Origin of the sequence: Kineosporia rhizophila (genome assembly GCF_021277265.1) — a bacterium.
GTDB lineage: Bacteria > Actinomycetota > Actinomycetes > Actinomycetales > Kineosporiaceae > Kineosporia > Kineosporia rhizophila.
The window spans coordinates 301,559-321,079 of the sequence record NZ_JAJSOH010000005.1; the positions used below are offsets into that span (position 1 = coordinate 301,559).

Below are 19,521 nucleotides of genomic sequence, written 5' to 3' on the forward strand. Positions count from 1 at the left end.
GCGGCACGAAATGGATCAGAAAGTTAGATGGGATTGATCTGGTCGCGGTGCCCAGCCGGCTCGCACTGGATGGTGGCGTGGGTGACGCCGTAATCCTGCGCCAGCAGACCCGTCACCCGATCCAGCACCGCATGCAGGTCCGCGTCCTCAGCAAGGACCACATGGCCGGTGGCGGCCTCCATCCCGGAGGTCACCGTCCAGATGTGCAGGTCGTGAACGTCATCCACGCCCTCCAACTCCAGCAGCCGAGCGCGGACCTGGTCGACGTCCAGACCTTTGGGGGCGATCTCCATCAGGATGCGCAGTGCCTGGGACATCAAGGTCCAGGTGCGGGGCAGGATGAACAGGCCGATCGCGACTCCGGTCACCGGGTCGGCGTAGCGCCATCCCGTGGTCCAGATGACGATCGCAGCGACGATGACACCGACCGAGCCGAGCATGTCGCCGAGAACCTCAAGGTAGGCACCCCGCAGGTTGATGCTCTCCTTCGACCCCGCACTCAGCAGGCGGAAACTGATCAGGTTCACGACCAGCCCGATGACAGCCACGACCAGGAGCGGTGCGCCCGGCACCTCTGGGGGTTCGCTGATGCGCCGGTAGGCCTCAAACAACACGTAGCCGGCCACGCCGAACAGCAGAAGCCCGTTGGCCAAGGCTGCCAGCACCTCCAGCCGATAGGTGCCGTAGGTGCGCTGCGAGGTGGCTGGGCGGGCGGCCAGGGTGATCGCCGCCAGCGCCATGCCTAGCCCCAAGACGTCCGTGCCCATGTGCGCGGCGTCCGACATCAGCGCCAGGGACCCCAGGGCAATACCCGCGACCAGCTCAACCAGCATGAACGCGGCAGTGAGCCCGAAAGCGATCAGCAGTGGTGTGCGGTGCTTCAGACCGCTGGAACCCGTATTACCTGCGGTGTGCCCGTGCCCGTGACCATGTCCCATGGGTGTCTCCGGATGTCTTCTGCGCGATGCCCTGATGGCGAGACAGCTTCTGGCCGGAGACATCCACGCACCGACTGCGCCCGCGGGGCGCAAAGTTCAGGTGAGGACTGTGTACCGGACCGGCTCACGACGTGGCGGGCCGCGCCGGTACATGGTCCGGCTTCTGTCCTCCAGCGCACGGACGAACCGGGTCAGGAATGAGACCCGCTGGCGAACGCCGAAGAGCAGACAGATCATCCGCGGAGCCAGCTGAGGGACGAAACGCCTCAGTCCCCGCTCGATCAGGCGCAGCGTCAGCACAACCAGCACGGTGACGGCGATCCTGCCGGATACGAGCAGGACGTCGTCCAGATGCCAGTCGATCACGAAAGGCCCTGACGCAGGAGCGACCTGCCCACCTGACGATGCAGCAAGACCGTGGTGCAGGGCGAACTGCGCGAAAGCGACCGTAACCGCCTCCAGCAGGAATTTCCCACCTCGTCGGTCCGTGACCAAGGCTAGAGCGAGCACGGTCAAGAGGGCGATCAGCAGGCCGTCGACTGGAGAGGTGAGGCGGGCCAGGCACAACTGCCCGGCCACGAACAGCGCCAGCGCGGCTGGCGCCATGGCGTTGGCGTGCGAGAGCGCATTTCGGGGACGCTCGGCTCTCGGCACACGTGAATCGTAGCCCTCGCTCGCTGGGACCGTCATTGGACGCCACCCGATACCGGTGCCGTGTGGCCAGGAGACTGAGGCGATCGACGCGAACGTGAGCCAGGGACCGACGATATGAGCAGGATGACGGCGAGGGACATCAGTATCCATTCCGGCCAGGCACCGACCCGGGTCGCAATCGTCTGCCTGCTGCGCAGTGGGACTGTCGCCTCGAGGACTTCCTGGGTGTAGTGCCCAGAGCGTTCCGCCACCTTCCCGTCGGGAAGAACGATGCCGCTGACCCCGACGTTACTGATATTGACCACGGTGCGACCGGACTCGATAGCCCGTAGCCGGGACTGCGCAAGTTGCTGGACACTTTCATCGGTGTAGCCGAAGGTAGCGTTGTTGGTCTGGACGGCCAGCAAGTTGGCGCCCTGGCGGACGTTGTCGCGCACAAGTCCGTCGTAGGCGACCTCGAAACAGATCACGTCGCCAACCCTGACCTGGTCGCCCTGGCCCATCCGCATGACCCCTACCGGATTCTCTCGCAGGTCATCGCCGGAGATGAAGTCGCGTTTGACCAGATCAACCTGTTTGCTGAACTTCCGGAAGAAATCGCGATAAGGGATGTACTCGGCGAACGGTGCTGGATGCCTTTTCACATAGACGCTGTCCAGCCCGGTGCCGGCGCCCTCGCCAGGGCGCCAGACGATCGCGGTGTTGGAGACGTTCTCGCCCGGTCCTTGTACCACCGCACCGATCAGGACCGGGACGCCGATCGCGTCGGTGGCCCGGCTGATCTCGGCCGCGGCGTCGGCGTTGATGTACGGGTCGATGTCGCTGGCGTTCTCGGGCCAGAGCACCACGTCGGGCTGCTCGGCCTGGCCGGCAGCGACGCGTGCGGCCAGGTCGAGCGTGGCTTGCACGTGGTTGTCCAGCACGGCCCGGCGCTGAGCGTTGAAATCCAGGCCGATGCGCGGGACGTTGCCCTGGACAGCGGCGACCCGAGTCATGGTGTCGCCCTCGTTCGCACCGGGCAGTGGGATGAGCGCACCCACCGCCATCACGGCCAGCGCGGCTAGCAGGCCCAGGGCCGGGAGCGGCGCCGCGCGGGTCTGCCAGATCTTCACCACGGCCCAGGCCAGCAGGGTGCCCACCACCGCGACGACGAAGGAGACCAGGGGCGCTCCGCCGATCGAGGCCAGTGGAGCGGTCGGGGCGTCGGACTGTGAAAAGGCCAGCCGGCCCCAGGGGAAACCGCCGAACGGCCAGCGACCGCGCACCGCCTCCTGTGCCACCCAGAGACCACCTGAGGTCAGGAGCAACCCGGCAAGGCCACCGCGCACCTGCCAAAGGCGGGGCATCAGGGCACCCATGGCGGCGAGATAGAGCGCTTCGGTGACGCTCAGGGCGATCCAGGGGAAGGCGCCGACGAAGATGCCGATCCAGGGGATCAGGCGCAGGAAGAAGACCAGGCCGAAGACGAAGCCCAGCAGCGCGCCGAACCTGGCGCTGACGCCGCGGGCGGCGATCGCCAGGCCGGCCACGCCGACAGGGGCGAGCAGCCACAGGTCGAAGCCGGGGAAGGCCAGGTAGAGCGCAAGGCCAGACGCTGCTGCCAGCGCAAGGCGTCCGGCTGCCATGCGGCTCACGGCGCGGCGCGGGAGATCTTGCCCAGCGGTTGGCAGCAACTGCGCAGGCTGGCCTCGGCTGCTGGGCCGAGCGCCAGCGTCCATGGGATGGCCAGCAGGCAGAAGGCGGCCAGGGCGAGTTTCACGTAGGGCCGGTCCGGAGGTGACTGCGCAGAAGGCGCGGCCAGTCGCCGGATCCGAGCGGATACCGCGGTACTCCCGGCAGCTAAGGCTGGTGCAGGCGCCCGCCCAGTTCCCAGGATAATCAGCGCCCGCGCCAGGTCACGACGCTCGGCCGGCGTGCGAGCGCTGTCGTCGGCCTGCATCTCGCTCAGCGCGGCAACCTGGCGCGAGATCTCGGCGAACAAGGGAAGACCAGGAAGCCGGAAGGTCTCCTCCAGGATCCGTGCCAGGCTCAAGGGCAGGTGGTGATGCAGGTTCAGATGAGCTCGCTCGTGCCGTAGAACTAAGGCGAGTTGGCGCTCAGTGAGCCGGGCACGCGCCCCAGCACTGACGACGATCGTCCCGGAGCCAGGAAGGCAGTAGGCCACCGGCGCTGGATGATCAAGGACGAGGTAGCCGCCTGGATCTGGACGAGCTACCAGGGTGAGCGTGTCGAGATGCTCGGTCAGCAGGCGGCGCTGCCTGCGCCCGGCCCGGCCCGCCAGCCAGCCGAAGCGTGCGATCAACGCAATGGCACCGATGGCGGCGAGGACGGTCAGGGGGAGTCCGGCCGGCGTCAGGTAGTGCTCGGCGACCTCTTGAACGTGCAGGCCCGCCAGTCGAGCGAGAACGTCGCGCGGGCCGGGTAGCGGGAGCGCCAAACTGAGCAGCGCGAGCAGCAGGGCCGAGGCTGTCGAGATCCCCAGCAGCAGCCATGCAGTGATGCCTGCCCAGGGGGTGCTCAGCGGCCAGCGGGCGCGGCGCAGCACCCGACTGCCGGCATGCGCCGACAGGAACGCGAAGAGCATCAGGGTCAGCGGGGCGGTCATCCCTGTCCCTCACGGTCAGCCTGGTCGAGTGCGGCGATCGCCGCCTTGAGCTCGGCCACATCGTCCTCGGACAGATGCTCCACGAAATGCAGCAGGGCAGCGCCACGGTTCGGATCACCGGCGAGCACGTCGTCCAGCAACCCTGCGGTGTGTTCCTCCCGCGACAGCGTGGCCGTGTACCGGTAGGCCCGCCCATGCTTGGCCCGGGCAACCAAACCCTTGCCGTGCAGATTGTCCAGCACCGTCAGCACCGTGGTGTAAGCGATGGCACGGTCGTGTTGCAGCCGATCCAGCACGTCACGCACGGCCAGAGGCCCGTGGGCCACCCAGAGTTCTTCCATCACGCTGGCCTCAAGGGCACCCAGGCGCCTCACTTGCGCCCACCTCTTCCTGCTGGACTTGTATCTACGAACCTGAATAGTAGATGGTAGGCAACGTTCCTACTATCCGCCTTAGTAGATCGTCTTGCGGAGTGTTGCCATGCCTGCCCGGATCCGTCCCCAGACCGCCATCCCTCTCGCCGTCATCGTCGCCTTCGCCCTGATTACCACTGTCCTGCTCCTGGGAAACAGAGAGGACGCGACAGCTGACGGCACCGCTGCCGAGGGCACGACGAGCGCGGCCCAGGCTCTGCGTGAGGACACGCACATCCTCGGAGAGCAGGGTTCCTCGGGGGTGACCTTCGTGGAGTTCCTGGACTTTGAGTGCGAGGCCTGTGGGGCTGCATATCCGTTCGTGGAGCAGTTGCGTGAGCAGTACGCGGGGCGAGTGACGTTCGCTGCCAGGTATTTTCCGATCGACTCTCATGTGAATGCCCGGCCCGCAGCGCAGGCCGTGGAAGCGGCAGCGCGGCAGGGCAAGTTCGAGCAGATGTACCAGAAGATGTACGAGACTCAGACCTCTTGGGGCGAGGGCAGGGAACCACGCCCCGAACTGTTCCGCTCCTTCGCCGAGGAACTCGGTCTGGACCTTGCCGCCTTCGACTCCGACTACGCTTCCGCCGAGGTAGCCGACCGCATCCAGAAGGACGTCGACGAGGGTCTGGCGCTCGGGGTGCAGGGTACTCCGACCTTCTTCATCAACGGCGAGTTGTTCCAGCCCGAGTCCACCGAGGACTTCACGAAGGCCCTCGATGAGGCCCTGGCCGCGGCCCAATGACCGACCGGGCGCACACCTCTGACCGCCCTCTGGCCTGGCTGCTGCTGATCAGCGGCGCGGTAGGGACTGTGGCAGCCTTCGTGTTGCTGCTGGAGCGGATCGAGCTTCTCAAAGATGACTCGTACGTGCCGTCTTGCAGTATCAATCCGGTGCTGAACTGCGGGTCGATCATGCGCACGGATCAGGCCGCCTTGTTCGGTTTCCCGAACCCGATCATCGGTGTCGCCCTGTTTCCCATGGTGATGGCCACCGGCGCCGCTGTGCTCGCCGGAGCCCGTCTAGCCCGCTGGTACTGGCTGGGCCTTCAAGCCGGCGTGTTGGCGGGACTGGTTTTCGTGGGCTGGCTGATCTTCCAGAGTCTTTACCGCATTGGGGCTCTATGCCCTTACTGCATGGCCGTGTGGGCCGTCGTATTACCGCTGGCCCTGTACGTAACCCGGCGCAACCTGCTGACCGGAGTTCTCGGCCGAGCGCCGGCAGCCAGCTCTGTGACGCGCTCACTCGCTTCCTGGCACGCACTCGTCCTGACGGTGCTCTTCCTGTTCGTGATCGGCCTTGCGCTGAACCGGTTCTGGACGTACTGGTCAACGCTGCTGCAGTAGTCCGAAGCGCAATTCCCTTGTCCAAGAACCGTTAACAGCCGCATCATCGGCTGTGCGGGCGCCAGAAACGGAGAGCTAGCGCCTTGCGACACAACCCCCTCAGGACTAAGCGAACCCGCCGCCGAGGCACCACCGTGATCCTCCTGGCTCTAGCCGGAGCAGCGGTGCTTGCTTCCCCCACCGCGATCGCGGCCCCGAACCCGTCGGTCGACGACGTGCGGAAGAAGGTCGAGAAACTTCGCCAGGACGCGTCCCAAGCGGCCGAGGACTACGTTGAGACCCGGGAGAAGCTCAAGTCCACCCGAGTCAAGCTGAAACAGGCTCGCAAGCAGTACAAGGAACAGGAGCAAAACCTGGCCGACGTCAAGGAACAAGTCGGCCTCCTCGCCGCCGAGAGCTACCGCAAGGGCGAACTTTCCACGCTGGAACTACTCCTGTCCGACGACCCGAAAACCCTGCTGGCCCAGTCCGGCTACCTGCCTTCTCTCTCTGACCGTCAGGCCAGCGCCCTCGCTGACCTAGAGAAGGTCCAGCAGAACCTTCTCGACACCCAGAAGACGATGCAGAAACAGACGGCCGACAGCCAGGCCAAGCGTGACACCATGCGCAAGGCCAAGGAACGGGCCGAACAGCGTCTGGCTGCCGCCGAAGCCGAACTCCGCACGCTCGAAGCTGCAGACCGGGCAACCGTCGAGAACAGCGGCGAGGGCGCCAACCTGCCCTCTGGCGGGGCCGGCAGTTCCGCCTCATGCCAAGGCAAGGCCGTCAACGCTCCCTCGACCGCCGCCAAGAAAGCTATCGAGTTCGCCTGCGGCGAGGTCGGGGACGCCTACGTCTGGGCTGCCACCGGCCCCGACAGCTACGACTGCAGCGGCCTGACCATGCGCGCCTACGAAGCGGCTGGCATCTCCCTGCCTCACAGTTCGCGCATGCAGGCCACCTACGGAACGTCGATCAGCAACTCGCAACTACAACCAGGCGATCTCGTTTTCTTCTACTCCCCGATCAGCCACGTCGGCATCTACCTCGGCGACAACATGATGGTCAACGCTCCCTCCAGCGGCGACGTAGTCAAGGTCTCCAAGCTCTGGGCCACCCCCACCGCCGCAGTCCGCCTGGCCTGACCCAAGCGGACAGCTGAACCGTGCGTCGACGGACCGCAGAGCGGCTGCGATGCACGGTTCAGTGAACGGTACGACACGCCGAAGTTCCATGGGTGAGAACGCACCCCGGAGCCCACGGAGGAAAGGGCCGCCGCCCACCTCGTGAACCCGCCGAGGTTCAGGCATGGCTACGCGAGCGGCCTTCGCTCACCGAAATGAGGCGCTCGTTTCCCGAGGAATGGGCTCAGGTTGAGCAGAGCGTGGCCAAACTTGTTGCCCGTAATGATGCCGCGGCCGTTCGTCAATACTTGATCGGACTCGCCATACCCGCCAGACCCACCCCAGACCATCAACCGTCCGCGGTGTCCCGGGTGTCAACTCTGATCCGACAGCAGATGACTCTGGAGGCAGTGAATCAAGCGAACCTCGCCGCCAGTACGGGTGTCGCAAGCGGCAAGATCCGCTTCAATCGCTACAACGGAACGTTGATGCAGCACCTACTCTTTCGCGACGGGCTGGATCGTAAGCCGGTCTCAATCGCCCGCTTCCGGATTATCTGGCGCCTGCTGTCCCAGCGGAATCTGCTGATGCCCCTGGTCCGGCCGAAGGGCATCTACTGCTTCTACTCCGCGTCTTTGATCACCCGCTTGACCCGCCTGATCGACGGCCGCCGATGCTTGGAAATCGGAGCTGGGGACGGCACTTTGTCACGGTTCCTGTCCGAGCGTGGAGTCGACATCGTCGCCACTGACGATTACAGCTGGGCCGACAGCATCGACTACCCCTCCACTGTGATTCGCCAGAGCGCCTCAAAGGCCTTAAGAACTCGCGAACCAGAAGTAGTCATCACTTCATGGACGCCCCCCGCCAACCTTTTCGAACGCCAGATCTTCGCCACACCGAGTGTCCAGACCTACATCACGATCGGCTCCCAGCACGAGTCCGAGACTGGAGACTGGACCACGTACCGTACCCAGCAGAGCTTTGACCAAGCCCACCGGCCCGACCTGGCCAAGCTCGTACTACCTCCGGAGAATGACAACGCCGTTCTCATCTTTCAGCGTCGCCACAAGAAATGATCCCGTGGCCCATTTTCGGGTCGTGCCCATTCTTGACGGCAAAATCACGCCGTAAGGATCCAGTCATATAGCAGTCAGGCGATGGCAGAGCCAGCGATTCCTCGTAAACGTCGGCGTTGCGGTTTCGCTCCTGCGAGCATGTCGTCAATGACGTCCGCCGCTTCTGTCGTCACGATGTCCGCTTCATCGATGTACCGCTGCGTGGTCTCCAAGGAGGCATGACCCATGCGCTCCATCAACTCCTGAACGCTGATCCGCTCACTTCGAGCGAGCCACGTCGCATGCGTGTGGCGGAGATCGTGAAAAGTCAACTTGCGGCTCAGGCTGGCTTCACCTAGGGCGACCTGCCAGATGTTGCTCCGGAACCAGTCGTCGGGAATGTGATCGCTGGTATTGACGGCGTGCGGCTTCTTGCGAGCCAACTGCTCGGGCCGGTCCGGCTTGCCAGCTGCACGGCGTCGAGCTCGGTACTCCGCAAAAGCCCGGCGACACCACTCGCACTTGCATCCGCCGGCGTTGTAGGCGCTCAAGGTTCCGTGGGCATAGGTGCGTCCCGCAGCATTCGGCACAGTACGCCCCAGATCGTCGGGTATTGCCACTACTAAGGGAACACTCTCAGGGTTGGCTTCGCGCAGCTCGATTTGAAGCTTAGAAAGAGGAAACAACAGATCTTCGGGGTCGATGTCCTGAGCTCGAATGTACTGGCGCAACCGACGGCTCAACGGGGTTGAGAGGCCGATCTTGCGGTCTTTCCCACCTTTCACGGTATCTTCGACGTAGTACCTGCTGCCGTCCTGAAGTGGGTTGTCCTCGATACCTGCATCGACAACCGCCCGCTGGAGCCACAAGTAGTCGCAGTCAGGATCGTCTGGATTGACCAAGACATCCTGACCACGCAGCTCGCTGATCTCGCCCCATCGGCATCCTGTCTGGAGTGCCAGATAGACGAGCATGCTGGAGATTGGACCAGGCAGGCCCGCCATAATTGCGGAGATGTCCTCGCCGTTAGCTGCCTTGATTCGGCGAGGCTTTTCTTTGGGAGTTTTGACCTGAACCGCCGGATTGGCGGGTATCCAGCCAAGCCTCACAGCCTGCGCGAGCATCCCGGAGAGAAGGCTCTTGTAGGTGCGGATCGTGCTGGCCGCATAACCAGCATCACGCAGATCAGTGACCCAGCGAGATACCTGCTCGTAGTCAACCGCCTCCAGCGCCAGACCCCGGAACGCCGGCACGATCTGGTTCCGGACCTGCCCGCGGTACCCACGCTTGGTACCGACCTTCTGGTGCCCCATCAGCCCCAGGTAGATCTCGGCGTAGATCTCGAAGGGCATGCGCCCCTTCCGCGGGTCGCTGATGAGGCCGCCGCGCAGTTGCGACAGTTTCTCCTGCCACGCAGTGTCTGCCTCGGCCTTGGTGTCATAGGTGCCGGCCGAGAAGTAGGTATTCGGCTCGGCGACCAGGTAGAGAGCCGTCCAGCGCAGTCGCTTGCCGTAACGGCGCTTGCGGCTGTAGCCGTGGCGACGGACGAGCCGCTTCGCCTCAAGGCGCACGGGACGGCGCTTCGAGACGGCTTCAGGTCCACGCTTGCGGGTGGGGCTTGCCTTGGTCGAGTTGCTCGATTTCGCCATCCTGGCTCCAAGATCATCCGTCCGGTGCGGGTCCGGTATTTACCGGACGAGCACCACTCTCCATGACACCCGAACAAACTCCAACATGGACCAGAAACCCACTCTGACCTGCGAATATGCCTAGATCATGGATACCATGCGATCATGGGCTTTGCAGCTGACCGGATCGTTCGGGACGAAGAGGCCGCAGGTTCAAATCCTGTCACCCCGACGGTGCAGTAAGGTCGAGAGGCCGGTTCAGCGAAAGCTGGACCGGCCTCTCGGGCGTTTGCCGCCTCTGTCCGGTCGGCGAACCACCGGGTCCCCCCATTCGAGGAGTACGGCGATGACGGCCGATGACAGACCGGTCCGGACGTTGCTTGTGGACAACTACGACTCCTACACCTACAACCTCTTCCAGTTGCTGGCCGTGGCGAACGGGGTTGCGCCTACGGTGGTACGCAACGACGAGGCCGACTGGGCCGAGATCGTCGGGCAGGCAGGCTTCGACAACATCGTCATCTCCCCCGGTCCGGGGCGTCCGGAGCACCCGGACGACTTCGGCCTCTCGGCCGCAGCCATTGCCTGGGCCCGGGCCGAGCAACTGCCCCTGCTGGGCATCTGCCTGGGGCACCAGGGCCTTGCCGTGGCCTACGGAGGCCGGACCCGGCCCGCGCCGCGCGTGATGCACGGCCAGCTCAGCCGGGTTCGTCATGAGGGCGGGCTGCTGGCCGGCATTCCTCAGGACTTCGAGGCAGTGCGGTACCACTCGCTGGCCGTGCCCGAGCCCTTGCCGAACGGTCTGCGGGCGACGGCCTGGGCCGAGGACGGCACGGTGATGGCGCTGGAGGCCACCGACGCTCCGCTCTTCGGCGTCCAGTTCCACCCCGAGTCGATCCTTACCGGGCCCGGCCGGCAGATCATCGAGAACTTCCGGGATCTCACGCCGCGGCGAGGCCCGGCCGTGGTTGCCGAAAAAGAGCTTACACCAATGGACGAGGAGCCAACTCGGTTGCGGCTGACCACCCGCCGCATCCCCGGCCCGGTCGATGCCGAACTGCTGTTCGCCGAACTGCGCAGCGGGCAGAACTTTCCGGCCGTCTGGCTGGACAGTGCGAAGGCCGGACCGGACTCGGGCCGGTTCTCCTACCTGGTCTGCGGGCCGGGCGGACCGCTGCACGAGAGCGTCACCCAGGTGGACGAGGACACGCTCCGGATCGGCGATGCCACCGGCGAACGCCTGCTGCACGCCGATCTTTTCGAGTATCTACGCACGCGGCTGAACTCACTCAGCATCTCCGGGGACGAAGATCTGCCGTTCGACTTCACCGGCGGCTACGTGGGCTGTCTCGGCTACGAGTGCCCGGCCGACCCCGCGACCTCGAGCCCTTACCGATCCCCCCAGCCACCCGCCGCCCTTCTCTTCGCAGACCGAGTGGTCGTGCTCGACCACGTGCGCAACGACGTCCATATGCTCGCTCTCGACCTACCCGGCCACCCGGCCGCCGCCACTTCCGCATGGATCGAGAGCACCACCGAACTGATCAGGAGCCTGCCCGGCCGGCATCTGCCTGCCCTCGACGAGCAGCCTCGGGCCGTCGCCCACCCGACGCGAGGGCGGGCCCAGTACCTGAAGGACATCGCCGTCGTCCGTGGCTTCCTCGAAGCGGGCGAAACCTACGAAGCCTGCCTCACCACACGGTTCGAGGTTGCTTCCACAGCATCGCCTTTCGCCGTCTACCGGCAGTTGCGGCAGCTGAATCCCGCTCCTTACGCGGCTTTTTTGGACTTCGGCGACTTCTGCGTCTCTTCGTCGTCGCCCGAGCGCTTTCTGCGGATCGACCGCTCGGGCCGGGTCAGCGCCAAGCCGATCAAGGGAACCCGCCGACGCAGTTCCGATCCTGACGAAGACCGTTCTCTGGCGGTCGAACTCGAGGGTGATCCGAAGGAACGTGCGGAGAATCTGATGATCGTGGATCTGCTGCGCAACGACCTCGGACGGGTGTGCAGACCGGGTTCCGTAGTGGTTCCCCGCCTGATGCATGTCGAAACGTACAGCACCGTGCACCAACTGGTCTCGACCGTCGAGGGCGACCTGGCCGCAGGCCGTACTGCCGTGGACTGTGTGCGCGCGGCCTTCCCGGGCGGCTCGATGACCGGCGCTCCGAAGGTGCGCACGATGCGCATCCTGCGCGAGCTGGAGGGGACGGCGCGAGGGGTCTACTCCGGTGCCATCGGCTACTTCGGGGTGAACGGCACGGCCGACCTGAGCATTGTGATCCGCACCCTGGTGCACGCGGACGGGAAGGTGAGCGTGGGGGCGGGCGGGGCCATCACGGTGCTGTCCGATCCGGAGCAGGAGTGGAGCGAGGTCCGGCTCAAGGCGGCTGCGGTGCTGGGCGCGGTCAACGCCGTGCCCGGCGACGAACGCCCCCAGTAGGCTGCCCGACGGAAACCCGCTGGCGCGCTGCCGGGCGTCCTGTCACCCTGAGCGGGCGGGGAATGGACGCCGACCTCGAAGGAGAGTCTTCATGACGTCTGACAATGACAACCAGGTCAGCTCTGACACCAAGCGCAAGTTCCGCGAGGCCCTGGAGCGCAAGCACGCCAACGGCGGGCTGCACCGAGGCGAGCACCAGGGCAACGGCAAGGTGGGTGGATCCCACGGCGCCGAGACCTCTGGGGCGCAGCAGATGTTCCGGCGCAAGTCCGGTTCGTAGGCTCGTCGGCCCGGCGCCGTCTACGGGGTTCGCCCCGCAGGCGGCGCTTTCGTCTGCCGGGCGCTGTGAGGCACGCGTTACGATCCCCGTCCGAGACCGCCGAACGGGAGAACCGGATGATTCGCAACGTCGTGATGGGCCGGCTCAAGCCCGGGGCCGACGCCGACCGGCTCGACGAGGGCCTGGCCGGCATCGTCGGGCTGAAGATCGAGGGCATGACCGACGTGAAGGTGGGCCGCGACGCGGGGCTGCGCGCGGGCAACTGGGACTTCACGATCACCGCCGACTTCGCCGACGTGGCTGCCTACCGGGCGTACGACGAGGACGAGGAGCACAACCGGCTGCGCCGGGAGATCTTCGGGCCGCTGTCGGAAGAGATCGCCCGGATCCAGATCGAGTTCTGAGGCCATGGTTCAGGCCCGGGCCGGGACGTTCTGGGTGACCGTACGTACCGCCCGGGCCTGCACCGATGACTTCTCAGGGCTGGGCCGGCCCGCCCTCGTCACGTAACCGGGCCAGCCTGCTCAGCGGGGCCAGGAACTCCCGGACCAGCGGCTGGTCGCCGGCCTGTCGGCGCGCCGTTGCGCACGGGTAGACCGTGCCGCAGCACGCGCAGAAGCCCCCCACGGGCCGATGGTCGACCGGCCCTGCATCTAGGCGGTGGCCGCCGGGTTCCCCGGACCGTCGGGGTCGTTCCCGCTGCTGGGGTTGCCCCGGCCACTCAGGCTGGTTTCGCTGCCCTGGTTGCCGCGGTCCTGTGGACGATGACGCCTCCGGATTCGCCGCCGGACGGGTCGAGGTGGCCATCAGACCACCGCCGTGAGTTCGCGGACCGACGAGTCGCCCAGCCGGTACTCCGTGGTGCAGCCGATGGCCACGTAGGTGGAGCCGTACTGGGCGGACCAGACCAGGTCGTCCACCGCGAGTCGGGTGCCGCGGGGATGGATGACCCATTCCCGCAACTGCTCGCGATCGATCACCGCCAGAGCGCGGGAACCGAACCGGGCGGTCACCGTTTCCGGAGCCAATTCCAGTTCGAGTATTCCGATCGACCAGTCCCGGGCATTGCGCAGATCGACCTCGATCCTGCCGACCCACTCCCCGGTTCCGGGTCTTTCGCCTTTCCGAGCCGCTTGCGTCTGCATGGGTGTGAACCCCCGTCATTGGCATTGACCGATGCAAACAGCGCACCGGGCTCCCCCCGCCAATCCTTACCATCGACCGATCATCGCCCCCACTTCAACGTAACGTTTTGTGACGGCCTGAGTGTGACGTCATTCGATACGCCCGGTTTGCTACTCGCCCGTCGAATCCCGGCGGTGAAACACTCCCGGCCATGAGTGGTGGGTCGGGGATGGGACGCCGGTCGCTGGGCCGGCAACTCCGGAGACTGCGGGAAAAGGCCGGAAAGAAACCCGAGGACGTGCGGTCGGTGGGTTCCCGGCAGAAGATCTGGCGGATGGAGGCCGGGAAAGGCCCCTACAAGTACGCCGACGTCCGCGCCCTGTGCTTCATGTACGGCGTCGACGAGATCACCACCGACCGGCTCACCGACCTGGCCGGTAAGGCCGACCAGGAAAACATCTGGGAAGACTTCAACGACCTGCTGCTGCCCGGTTTCGGGCTCTATCTGGACCTCGAGCAGGCCGCCTCGGCGCTGTACACCTATGACGCGGAGTTGATTCACGGACTGCTGCAGACCGCTTCGTACCACGAGAGCATCACCTTGGGTGAAGGAATGGACGAGGCCGGCCGGAATCGGGCGGCGGGATTACGCAGGGCGAGAATGGACAGTGCTTTCGGCGGCCGCTCGCCCCTGTCGATCACCGCCGTGTTCGGGGAATCGGCGCTGCACCGGATCATGGGTTCCCCCTCGGTGATGGCCGGGCAAATGCGCTATCTTCGTGAACTGACCGAGGAAAAGGCCAACATCGAGGTTCGGATACTGCCCTGGTCCGCCGGGGCACACCCGGGTTTACGCAGTGGGCCCTTCACCCTGCTCGAATTCTCCGAACCGGACACCGACGTGGTCTATCTGGAGTCGCAGACAGACGCCCGGTACCTGGAAAAGGAAAACAAGCTCCGCGCGTACCGGAACGTCTGGGCAAGGCTCATGCAGATGTCCGTCCGACTCGAGGAGTACCCGACATGAGTACACAGACCCCTTGGATCAAGGCTCAGGCCAGCGGCGGCGGAAGTCAGTGCGTGGAGATGCGGCGAAGTGGGCCGAGCGTCGAGGTGCGCGACACCAAGGCGCGCGGTGCGGGCCCGACCCTGCGGTTCAGCCCGGGTGAGTTCTCGGCCTGGGTCGAAGCGGCCAAGAGCGGCGAGCTCGACGGCCTGAGCGGCTGAGCAGTCCAGAACCGGTCGGCCGGAGGGTGGGGCCCCACCCTCCGGCACTACCCGTTCCGCCCCCGTCCGAAACCTCGAACACCGCACTCCTGCTGCACCTCTGGTGATCACAGGAGGTAGCCGGGCGGGCGACCTACTTGTCGAACTTCTTGCTGCGGGGCAGACCGTTGACGCCGCGCAGCCCCACCTTGCCGATGCAGAAGGCGCAGCCGACGCAGTCTCGGCAGCCGATGCAGAACGCGCACCCCACACAGTTGCGGCAACCGACGCAGGCGAACGTGCCGATGCAGCGGTGGATGCCGATCCCGAGCAGGGTGGCCACGCTCATCAGCACGCCGACGCTGCCGCTGGCGCCGATGCTGCCCGCCACCCCGGCACTGCCGCTCACCGCAATGCTGCCCGCCACGCCCGCGCTGCCCGCCACGGCCACACTTCCGGCCACCCCGGCCGCGCCCGCTACTGCGGCGCTGCCGGAGACGCCGGCGGAACCCGATACTCCGGTGCTGCCGGCCACTCCGGCGCTGCCCGAAACACCCGTGCTGCCCGCCACGCCAGAGCTGCGGGTGACGCCGGCGCTCCCCGCTACCCCCGCGCTGTGGGTGACACCTGCACTACCGGCTACCCCGGCCGCGTCGCTCACACCGGCGCTGCGCTTCACCCCCTCCACCGCATCCATGCTCCCCGCTCCCTCAACCGCGCTGCCTCCCGCTCCCTTGGCCGCACCACCCACCTCAGCCTCGCGCTGCACCGCGTCGGCACCTTCGGCCTCGTCGTTCCCCATCGCGTCCGCCTCTCGCTCGTGCCGGCTGCTGCCGGCCCACCGCCCTGGTTCAGAACGTGGCCGGTCGCCGTCGGTCGTGCTGCCGGTCGTGCGTGCCCAGCATTGCCGACGCTCTCGGCCCCGCTCAAGGGCGGCCGGTGGGGCGGATCGCCCGCAGAAGGGGCCTCGGTTCTCTTCAAGACCGGCCCTCCCCTGCCGATATGACCATCATGGCGCTCCGCCGTGGTGGGCCTCGAACCACTGCGGCGGAGTGCCTCCCAAATAGGCAGCAGGACCGGCGGACACCCGCCCGGGAAGCCCGCCTGCTCGCGGCCTGCGTGCAAGGATCTCGGCATGACCGCGCCGAATCCTCCGCTGAACACTCCACTCCCCGCCTGGGAACGCCGTTTCCGGGCGGGCCGGATCGGGCTGCCGGACTGGGCCGTCGAGGCCCCGGAACGGTGCTCGGTGGTGGCCACCCACCAGGGCGTCCTGGAGATGCACAGCTGGCAGCCGGGCGGTCCGCTGGTCCAGCTGACCTCGCGCCGGGAGGGCACCGCGCTCGGTGAGATCGATCCGTCCGGCGAGTGGATCTGGTGGTTCGACGACGCCGCGGGCAACGAGCACGGGATCTGGCGCCGGCAGCCGTTCGGCAGCGCACCGGGATCCGACGAGGTGGCGGTTCCCGGCCTGGCGCCGTCCTATTCGGCCGGTCTCGCCCTGGGCCCCGACGAACTGGCGGTGATCGGGCAGAACGACGACGGCTACGGCACCCGGATCCAGGTGCAGGAGAAGGGGAAGGCGCTGCGTCTGCTGTACGAGCACGAAGAGGACGCCGGGGTGGGTGGGCTCAGTGAGGACGGGACGCTGGTCGCGATCGCGCACAGCGAGCACGGCGATTCCCGGCACACGGCCCTTCGGGTGCTCCGGGTGGCGGACGGTTCGACCGTGGCCGATCTCTGGGACGGCCCCGGAAAGAGCCTGGAGCCACTGGGTTTCGCCCCCTTGGCCGGTGACCCGCGGCTGCTGGTGCTGCACGAGCGCCGGGGCCGGGGCGAGCTGCTGATCTGGGACGTGCAGTCCGGCCTCGAGGTCGAGGTGAATCTCGATGTGCCGGGCGAGATCTCGCAGGCGCAGTGGTTCCGCGACGCGGCGACGCTGCTGATCAGCGTGGACCACCAGGCGCGCACCCGGCTCTACACCTTCAGCCTGATCGACCTGAGCACGCAGCCGGCCGGGCCTTCCGACGGCACGGTGCTGGAGGCGACCACCCGGCCGGACGGGAAGGTCTGGGCGCTGTGGTCGTCCGCCGCGCAGCCCGCCGCCGTGCGTGACCTGGAGGGCGAGATGGTGCTGGCGCCGCCCGGTGAGCCCGCCCCGCCCTCGGTCACCATCGAGGACGTCTGGGTGGAGGGCCCCGGCGGTCGCATCCACGCGCTGCTGCGCCGCCCCACGTCGGCGACCGGGCCCCTGCCCATGGTCATCGACATCCACGGCGGGCCCACTGCGCACGACGGCGACTACTTCCGCGCCTACCCCAGCGCCTGGGTCGATCACGGCTTTGCCTTGCTGCAGGTGAACTATCGGGGTTCCACCGGCTACGGGTCCCAGTGGCGGGACGCGCTGGAGAAGCGCGTCGGCCACATCGAGCTGGAAGACGTGGTGGCGGTGCGCGACCACCTGGTGGAGACCGGGATCGCCGCGCCGGACCAGGTGGTGCTGGCCGGGGCCTCGTGGGGCGGCTACCTGACGCTGCTCGGGCTGGGCCTGTACCCGGACCGGTGGGCGGTGGGGGTGGCCGGGGTGCCGGTGGCCGACTACCTGGCGGCCTACGAGGACGAGATGGAGGCGCTGAAGGCGTTCGACCGCTCGTTGTTCGGCGGTTCGCCGGAGGAGGTGCCGGACAAGTACCGCGACTCCAGCCCGATCACCTACGCCGACCGGGTGGTGGCCCCAGTGCTGGTCCTGGCCGGCGAGAACGACCCGCGCTGCCCGATCCGGCAGATCGAGAACTACGTGGCGGTACTGGCCGAACGGGGGGCCGAGCACGAGGTGTACCGCTACGACGCCGGGCACGGGTCACTGGTGGACGACGAGCGGGTGCGCCAGGTGCGGGCCGAGATCGACTTCGTGAAGCGGCATCTGAACGCGTGAGCCACGAGAACCCGAGGCTCACAATCGTCTTCAATCAGGGCTCTTGAAAAGCACTGAGGGCCGGTACCTCCGGGTACCGGCCCTCAGTGCTTTCTGGCTGTTACAGGTCGCGCGCGATCAGCTCGGCGATCTGGGCCGTGTTGAGCGCGGCCCCCTTACGCAGGTTGTCGCCGGTGACGAACAGGTCGAGCGTGTTGGGGAAGTCGAGCGCCTGACGCAGCCGGCCCACGAAGGTGGGGTCGGCGCCGACGGTGTCGGCCGGGGTCGGGAACTCCTTGCCCTCCGGGTCGTCCACGACGACCACGCTGGGCGCCTCGACCAGGGCCTGACGGGCCTCGGCGACGGTGATCTCCTCGGCGAAGGTGGCGTGCACCGCGAGCGAGTGCGTGGTGACGACCGGGACCCGGACGCAGGTGGCGGACACCTTCAGGTCGGGGATACCGAGGATCTTGCGCGACTCGTTGCGGACCTTCAGCTCTTCGCTGCTCCAGCCCTCACCCTTGGCCGAACCGGCCCACGGCACCACGTTCAGGGCCAGCGGGGCCGGGAACGGCGAGGGGCCGTCGCCCAGCTTGGCGGCGATGGCGTTGCGCACGTCACCGGCCACCGAGCCGAGCGAACGGTCGTTCGCCACGACCTCGAGCTCGTCGTGCAGGCGGTCGATGCCGGGCTGACCGGCGCCCGAGGCGGCCTGGTAGGAGGCCACCACGAGCTCGGTGAGGCGCCACCGGCGGTGCAGCGCACCGAGGGCGTCGATCATGGTCAGCGTGGTGCAGTTGGGGTTGGAGATGATGCCCCGCGGGCGCTGGGCGGCCGCCTCCGGGTTCACCTCGGGCACCACCAGCGGCACATCCGGGTCCATCCGGAAGGCGCCGGAGTTGTCCACCACGATCGCGCCGCGCTCGACGGCGACCGGCGCCCACTCGGCGGAGATCTCGTCGGGCACGTCGAACATGGCGATGTCGACGCCGTCGAAGGCCTCCGGGCTGATCGCCTGGACCGCGACCTGCTCGCCGCGCACGGTGAGCAGCTTGCCGGCCGAGCGGGCCGAGGCGATCAGGCGGATCTCGCCCCAGATGTCTTCCCGCTCGGACAGGATGCCGAGCATGACGGTGCCGACCGCACCGGTCGCGCCGACGACGGCGAGGGTGGGCTTGCGGGTGCTCATCGTCCGGTACCTCCGTAGACCACGGCCTCTCCCTCGGTGCTGTCGAGGCCGAAAGCGGTGTGAATGGCGCGAACGGCGTCGTCCAGCCGCTCGGCCCGGGTGACCAGGGAGAGCCGGATCTCCGAGGTGCTGATCATCTCGATGTTGATCCCGGCCTCGGCCAGGGCGGCGAACATCTGCGCGGAGACCCCCGGGTGGCTGCGCATCCCGGCGCCGATCAGCGAGACCTTGCCGATCTGGTCGTCGTAGCGCAGCGACTCGAAGCCGATCTGCTCCTGGGCCCGGTTGAGCGCGTTCATCGCCGTCTGGCCGTCGGTCTTGGGCAGCGTGAAGGAGATGTCGGTGAGGCCACTGCTGGCCTGCGACACGTTCTGCACGATCATGTCGAGGTTGATCTCGGCGGCGGCGACCACCTGGAAGATCTCGGCGGCCTTGCCCGGCTTGTCCGGGACCCCGACCACGGTGATCTTCGCTTCGCTCCGGTCGTGTGCGACCCCGGAGATGATCGGCTGCTCCACCACTGCTCCTTGCGTTGTGTCGACGGGCTTGTCGGTGACCCAGGTGCCTTCGCGGTGGCTGAAGGACGACCGGACGTGCACCGGAAGGCTGAAGCGGCGGGCG

Annotated in this window: 21 protein-coding genes; 10 read left to right on the forward strand and 11 right to left on the reverse strand. The window is 66.9% G+C overall.

Features of this window, described 5'->3' with window-relative positions:
• Positions 1-23: 23 nt before the first annotated feature.
• From LWF15_RS11435 to LWF15_RS11455, 5 genes are all read right to left on the reverse strand, one after another.
• Positions 24-938: a cation diffusion facilitator family transporter gene (locus LWF15_RS11435; RefSeq protein ID WP_269810015.1), complete on the reverse strand. Its 915-nt coding sequence runs from the start codon at positions 936-938 to the stop codon at positions 24-26.
• Positions 939-1,034: 96 nt separating this feature from the next.
• A complete protein-coding gene (locus tag LWF15_RS11440) occupies positions 1,035-1,592 on the reverse strand; it encodes a hypothetical protein (protein ID WP_232810420.1) in 558 nt (185 codons plus the stop codon).
• Between the two features lie 32 nt (positions 1,593-1,624).
• On the reverse strand, positions 1,625-3,310 hold the full coding sequence (lnt, locus tag LWF15_RS11445) for an apolipoprotein N-acyltransferase (RefSeq protein WP_332879892.1): 1,686 nt from the start codon (positions 3,308-3,310) through the stop codon (positions 1,625-1,627).
• Entirely contained in the window at positions 3,223-4,197 is a 975-nt protein-coding gene (locus LWF15_RS11450) for a M56 family metallopeptidase (RefSeq protein ID WP_232810422.1), read from the reverse strand. Before LWF15_RS11450 ends, lnt begins: the two co-directional genes overlap by 88 nt.
• Entirely contained in the window at positions 4,194-4,571 is a 378-nt protein-coding gene (locus LWF15_RS11455; RefSeq protein ID WP_232810423.1) for a BlaI/MecI/CopY family transcriptional regulator, read from the reverse strand. Before LWF15_RS11455 ends, LWF15_RS11450 begins: the two co-directional genes overlap by 4 nt.
• A 106-nt stretch (positions 4,572-4,677) precedes the next feature.
• Here LWF15_RS11455 and LWF15_RS11460 point away from each other — a divergent pair, with 106 nt between their 5' ends.
• The 4 genes from LWF15_RS11460 to LWF15_RS11475 all read left to right on the forward strand — a co-directional run bounded on the left by LWF15_RS11460 (position 4,678) and on the right by LWF15_RS11475 (position 8,139).
• The gene (locus LWF15_RS11460; RefSeq protein ID WP_232810424.1) at positions 4,678-5,355 is read left to right on the forward strand and encodes a DsbA family protein; all 678 of its coding nucleotides are present in this window, start codon (positions 4,678-4,680) and stop codon (positions 5,353-5,355) included.
• The gene (locus LWF15_RS11465) at positions 5,352-5,957 is read left to right on the forward strand and encodes a vitamin K epoxide reductase family protein (RefSeq protein WP_232810425.1); all 606 of its coding nucleotides are present in this window, start codon (positions 5,352-5,354) and stop codon (positions 5,955-5,957) included. Before LWF15_RS11460 ends, LWF15_RS11465 begins: the two co-directional genes overlap by 4 nt.
• Before the next feature lie 164 nt (positions 5,958-6,121).
• Complete coding sequence (locus LWF15_RS37465) at positions 6,122-7,081, forward strand: C40 family peptidase (protein WP_232810426.1); 960 nt, start codon at positions 6,122-6,124, stop codon at positions 7,079-7,081.
• A gap of 350 nt (positions 7,082-7,431) precedes the next feature.
• Positions 7,432-8,139, forward strand: coding sequence for a class I SAM-dependent methyltransferase (locus LWF15_RS11475; protein ID WP_232810427.1), 708 nt, complete (start codon positions 7,432-7,434; stop codon positions 8,137-8,139).
• Positions 8,140-8,213: 74 nt separating this feature from the next.
• Here the strand turns inward: LWF15_RS11475 and LWF15_RS11480 are convergent, their stop codons facing one another.
• Complete coding sequence (locus LWF15_RS11480; protein ID WP_232810428.1) at positions 8,214-9,767, reverse strand: tyrosine-type recombinase/integrase; 1,554 nt, start codon at positions 9,765-9,767, stop codon at positions 8,214-8,216.
• A 325-nt stretch (positions 9,768-10,092) separates the two neighbouring features.
• On the opposite strand from LWF15_RS11480, the gene pabB reads away from it, so the two are divergent.
• From pabB to LWF15_RS11495, 3 genes are all read left to right on the forward strand, one after another.
• Positions 10,093-12,186: an aminodeoxychorismate synthase component I gene (gene pabB / locus LWF15_RS11485; protein WP_232810429.1), complete on the forward strand. Its 2,094-nt coding sequence runs from the start codon at positions 10,093-10,095 to the stop codon at positions 12,184-12,186.
• A gap of 91 nt (positions 12,187-12,277) precedes the next feature.
• Entirely contained in the window at positions 12,278-12,466 is a 189-nt protein-coding gene (locus tag LWF15_RS11490) for a DUF5302 domain-containing protein (protein ID WP_232810430.1), read from the forward strand.
• Positions 12,467-12,582: 116 nt separating this feature from the next.
• Entirely contained in the window at positions 12,583-12,870 is a 288-nt protein-coding gene (locus LWF15_RS11495; RefSeq protein ID WP_232810431.1) for a Dabb family protein, read from the forward strand.
• Between the two features lie 73 nt (positions 12,871-12,943).
• Here LWF15_RS11495 and LWF15_RS11500 read toward each other — a convergent pair whose 3' ends face one another.
• Complete coding sequence (locus tag LWF15_RS11500; protein WP_232810432.1) at positions 12,944-13,093, reverse strand: hypothetical protein; 150 nt, start codon at positions 13,091-13,093, stop codon at positions 12,944-12,946.
• 179 nt (positions 13,094-13,272) lie between these two features.
• Complete coding sequence (locus tag LWF15_RS11505; RefSeq protein ID WP_232810433.1) at positions 13,273-13,611, reverse strand: hypothetical protein; 339 nt, start codon at positions 13,609-13,611, stop codon at positions 13,273-13,275.
• A gap of 209 nt (positions 13,612-13,820) precedes the next feature.
• Between LWF15_RS11505 and LWF15_RS11510 the strand changes: the two genes are divergently transcribed.
• Positions 13,821-14,618 carry a helix-turn-helix domain-containing protein gene (locus LWF15_RS11510; protein ID WP_232810447.1) on the forward strand — a complete coding sequence of 266 codons (798 nt, stop codon included), beginning with the start codon at positions 13,821-13,823 and terminating at the stop codon, positions 14,616-14,618.
• Positions 14,615-14,818 carry a DUF397 domain-containing protein gene (locus LWF15_RS11515; protein ID WP_232810434.1) on the forward strand — a complete coding sequence of 68 codons (204 nt, stop codon included), beginning with the start codon at positions 14,615-14,617 and terminating at the stop codon, positions 14,816-14,818. The genes LWF15_RS11510 and LWF15_RS11515 overlap by 4 nt, the downstream gene beginning before the upstream one ends.
• A gap of 133 nt (positions 14,819-14,951) precedes the next feature.
• Here LWF15_RS11515 and LWF15_RS11520 read toward each other — a convergent pair whose 3' ends face one another.
• Complete coding sequence (locus LWF15_RS11520) at positions 14,952-15,599, reverse strand: hypothetical protein (RefSeq protein ID WP_232810435.1); 648 nt, start codon at positions 15,597-15,599, stop codon at positions 14,952-14,954.
• A gap of 333 nt (positions 15,600-15,932) precedes the next feature.
• Between LWF15_RS11520 and LWF15_RS11525 the strand changes: the two genes are divergently transcribed.
• The gene (locus LWF15_RS11525) at positions 15,933-17,732 is read left to right on the forward strand and encodes a S9 family peptidase (protein WP_232810436.1); all 1,800 of its coding nucleotides are present in this window, start codon (positions 15,933-15,935) and stop codon (positions 17,730-17,732) included.
• Between the two features lie 100 nt (positions 17,733-17,832).
• Here the strand turns inward: LWF15_RS11525 and LWF15_RS11530 are convergent, their stop codons facing one another.
• Positions 17,833-18,900 carry an aspartate-semialdehyde dehydrogenase gene (locus tag LWF15_RS11530; protein WP_232810437.1) on the reverse strand — a complete coding sequence of 356 codons (1,068 nt, stop codon included), beginning with the start codon at positions 18,898-18,900 and terminating at the stop codon, positions 17,833-17,835.
• Positions 18,897-19,521: ACT domain-containing protein (locus LWF15_RS11535; RefSeq protein WP_269809958.1), on the reverse strand; the 625-nt coding region annotated here is incomplete at its 5' end. The genes LWF15_RS11535 and LWF15_RS11530, both read right to left, overlap by 4 nt.

Bases quoted from the DNA above. Each gene is read 5' to 3' on its own strand.
- LWF15_RS11520 (WP_232810435.1), bottom strand. From the start codon at position 15,599: ATGGGGAACGACGAGGCCGAAGGTGCCGACGCGGTGCAGCGCGAGGCT.
- LWF15_RS11495 (WP_232810431.1), top strand. From the start codon at position 12,583: ATGATTCGCAACGTCGTGATGGGCCGGCTCAAGCCCGGGGCCGACGCC.
- LWF15_RS11525 (WP_232810436.1), top strand. From the start codon at position 15,933: ATGACCGCGCCGAATCCTCCGCTGAACACTCCACTCCCCGCCTGGGAA.
- LWF15_RS11505 (WP_232810433.1), bottom strand. From the start codon at position 13,611: ATGCAGACGCAAGCGGCTCGGAAAGGCGAAAGACCCGGAACCGGGGAG.
- pabB (WP_232810429.1), top strand. From the start codon at position 10,093: ATGACGGCCGATGACAGACCGGTCCGGACGTTGCTTGTGGACAACTAC.
- LWF15_RS11490 (WP_232810430.1), top strand. From the start codon at position 12,278: ATGACGTCTGACAATGACAACCAGGTCAGCTCTGACACCAAGCGCAAG.
- LWF15_RS11510 (WP_232810447.1), top strand. From the start codon at position 13,821: ATGGGACGCCGGTCGCTGGGCCGGCAACTCCGGAGACTGCGGGAAAAG.
- LWF15_RS11465 (WP_232810425.1), top strand. From the start codon at position 5,352: ATGACCGACCGGGCGCACACCTCTGACCGCCCTCTGGCCTGGCTGCTG.
- LWF15_RS11515 (WP_232810434.1), top strand. From the start codon at position 14,615: ATGAGTACACAGACCCCTTGGATCAAGGCTCAGGCCAGCGGCGGCGGA.
- LWF15_RS11460 (WP_232810424.1), top strand. From the start codon at position 4,678: ATGCCTGCCCGGATCCGTCCCCAGACCGCCATCCCTCTCGCCGTCATC.
- LWF15_RS11530 (WP_232810437.1), bottom strand. From the start codon at position 18,900: ATGAGCACCCGCAAGCCCACCCTCGCCGTCGTCGGCGCGACCGGTGCG.
- lnt (WP_332879892.1), bottom strand. From the start codon at position 3,310: ATGGACGCTGGCGCTCGGCCCAGCAGCCGAGGCCAGCCTGCGCAGTTG.
- LWF15_RS11450 (WP_232810422.1), bottom strand. From the start codon at position 4,197: ATGACCGCCCCGCTGACCCTGATGCTCTTCGCGTTCCTGTCGGCGCAT.
- LWF15_RS11435 (WP_269810015.1), bottom strand. From the start codon at position 938: ATGGGACATGGTCACGGGCACGGGCACACCGCAGGTAATACGGGTTCC.
- LWF15_RS11480 (WP_232810428.1), bottom strand. From the start codon at position 9,767: ATGGCGAAATCGAGCAACTCGACCAAGGCAAGCCCCACCCGCAAGCGT.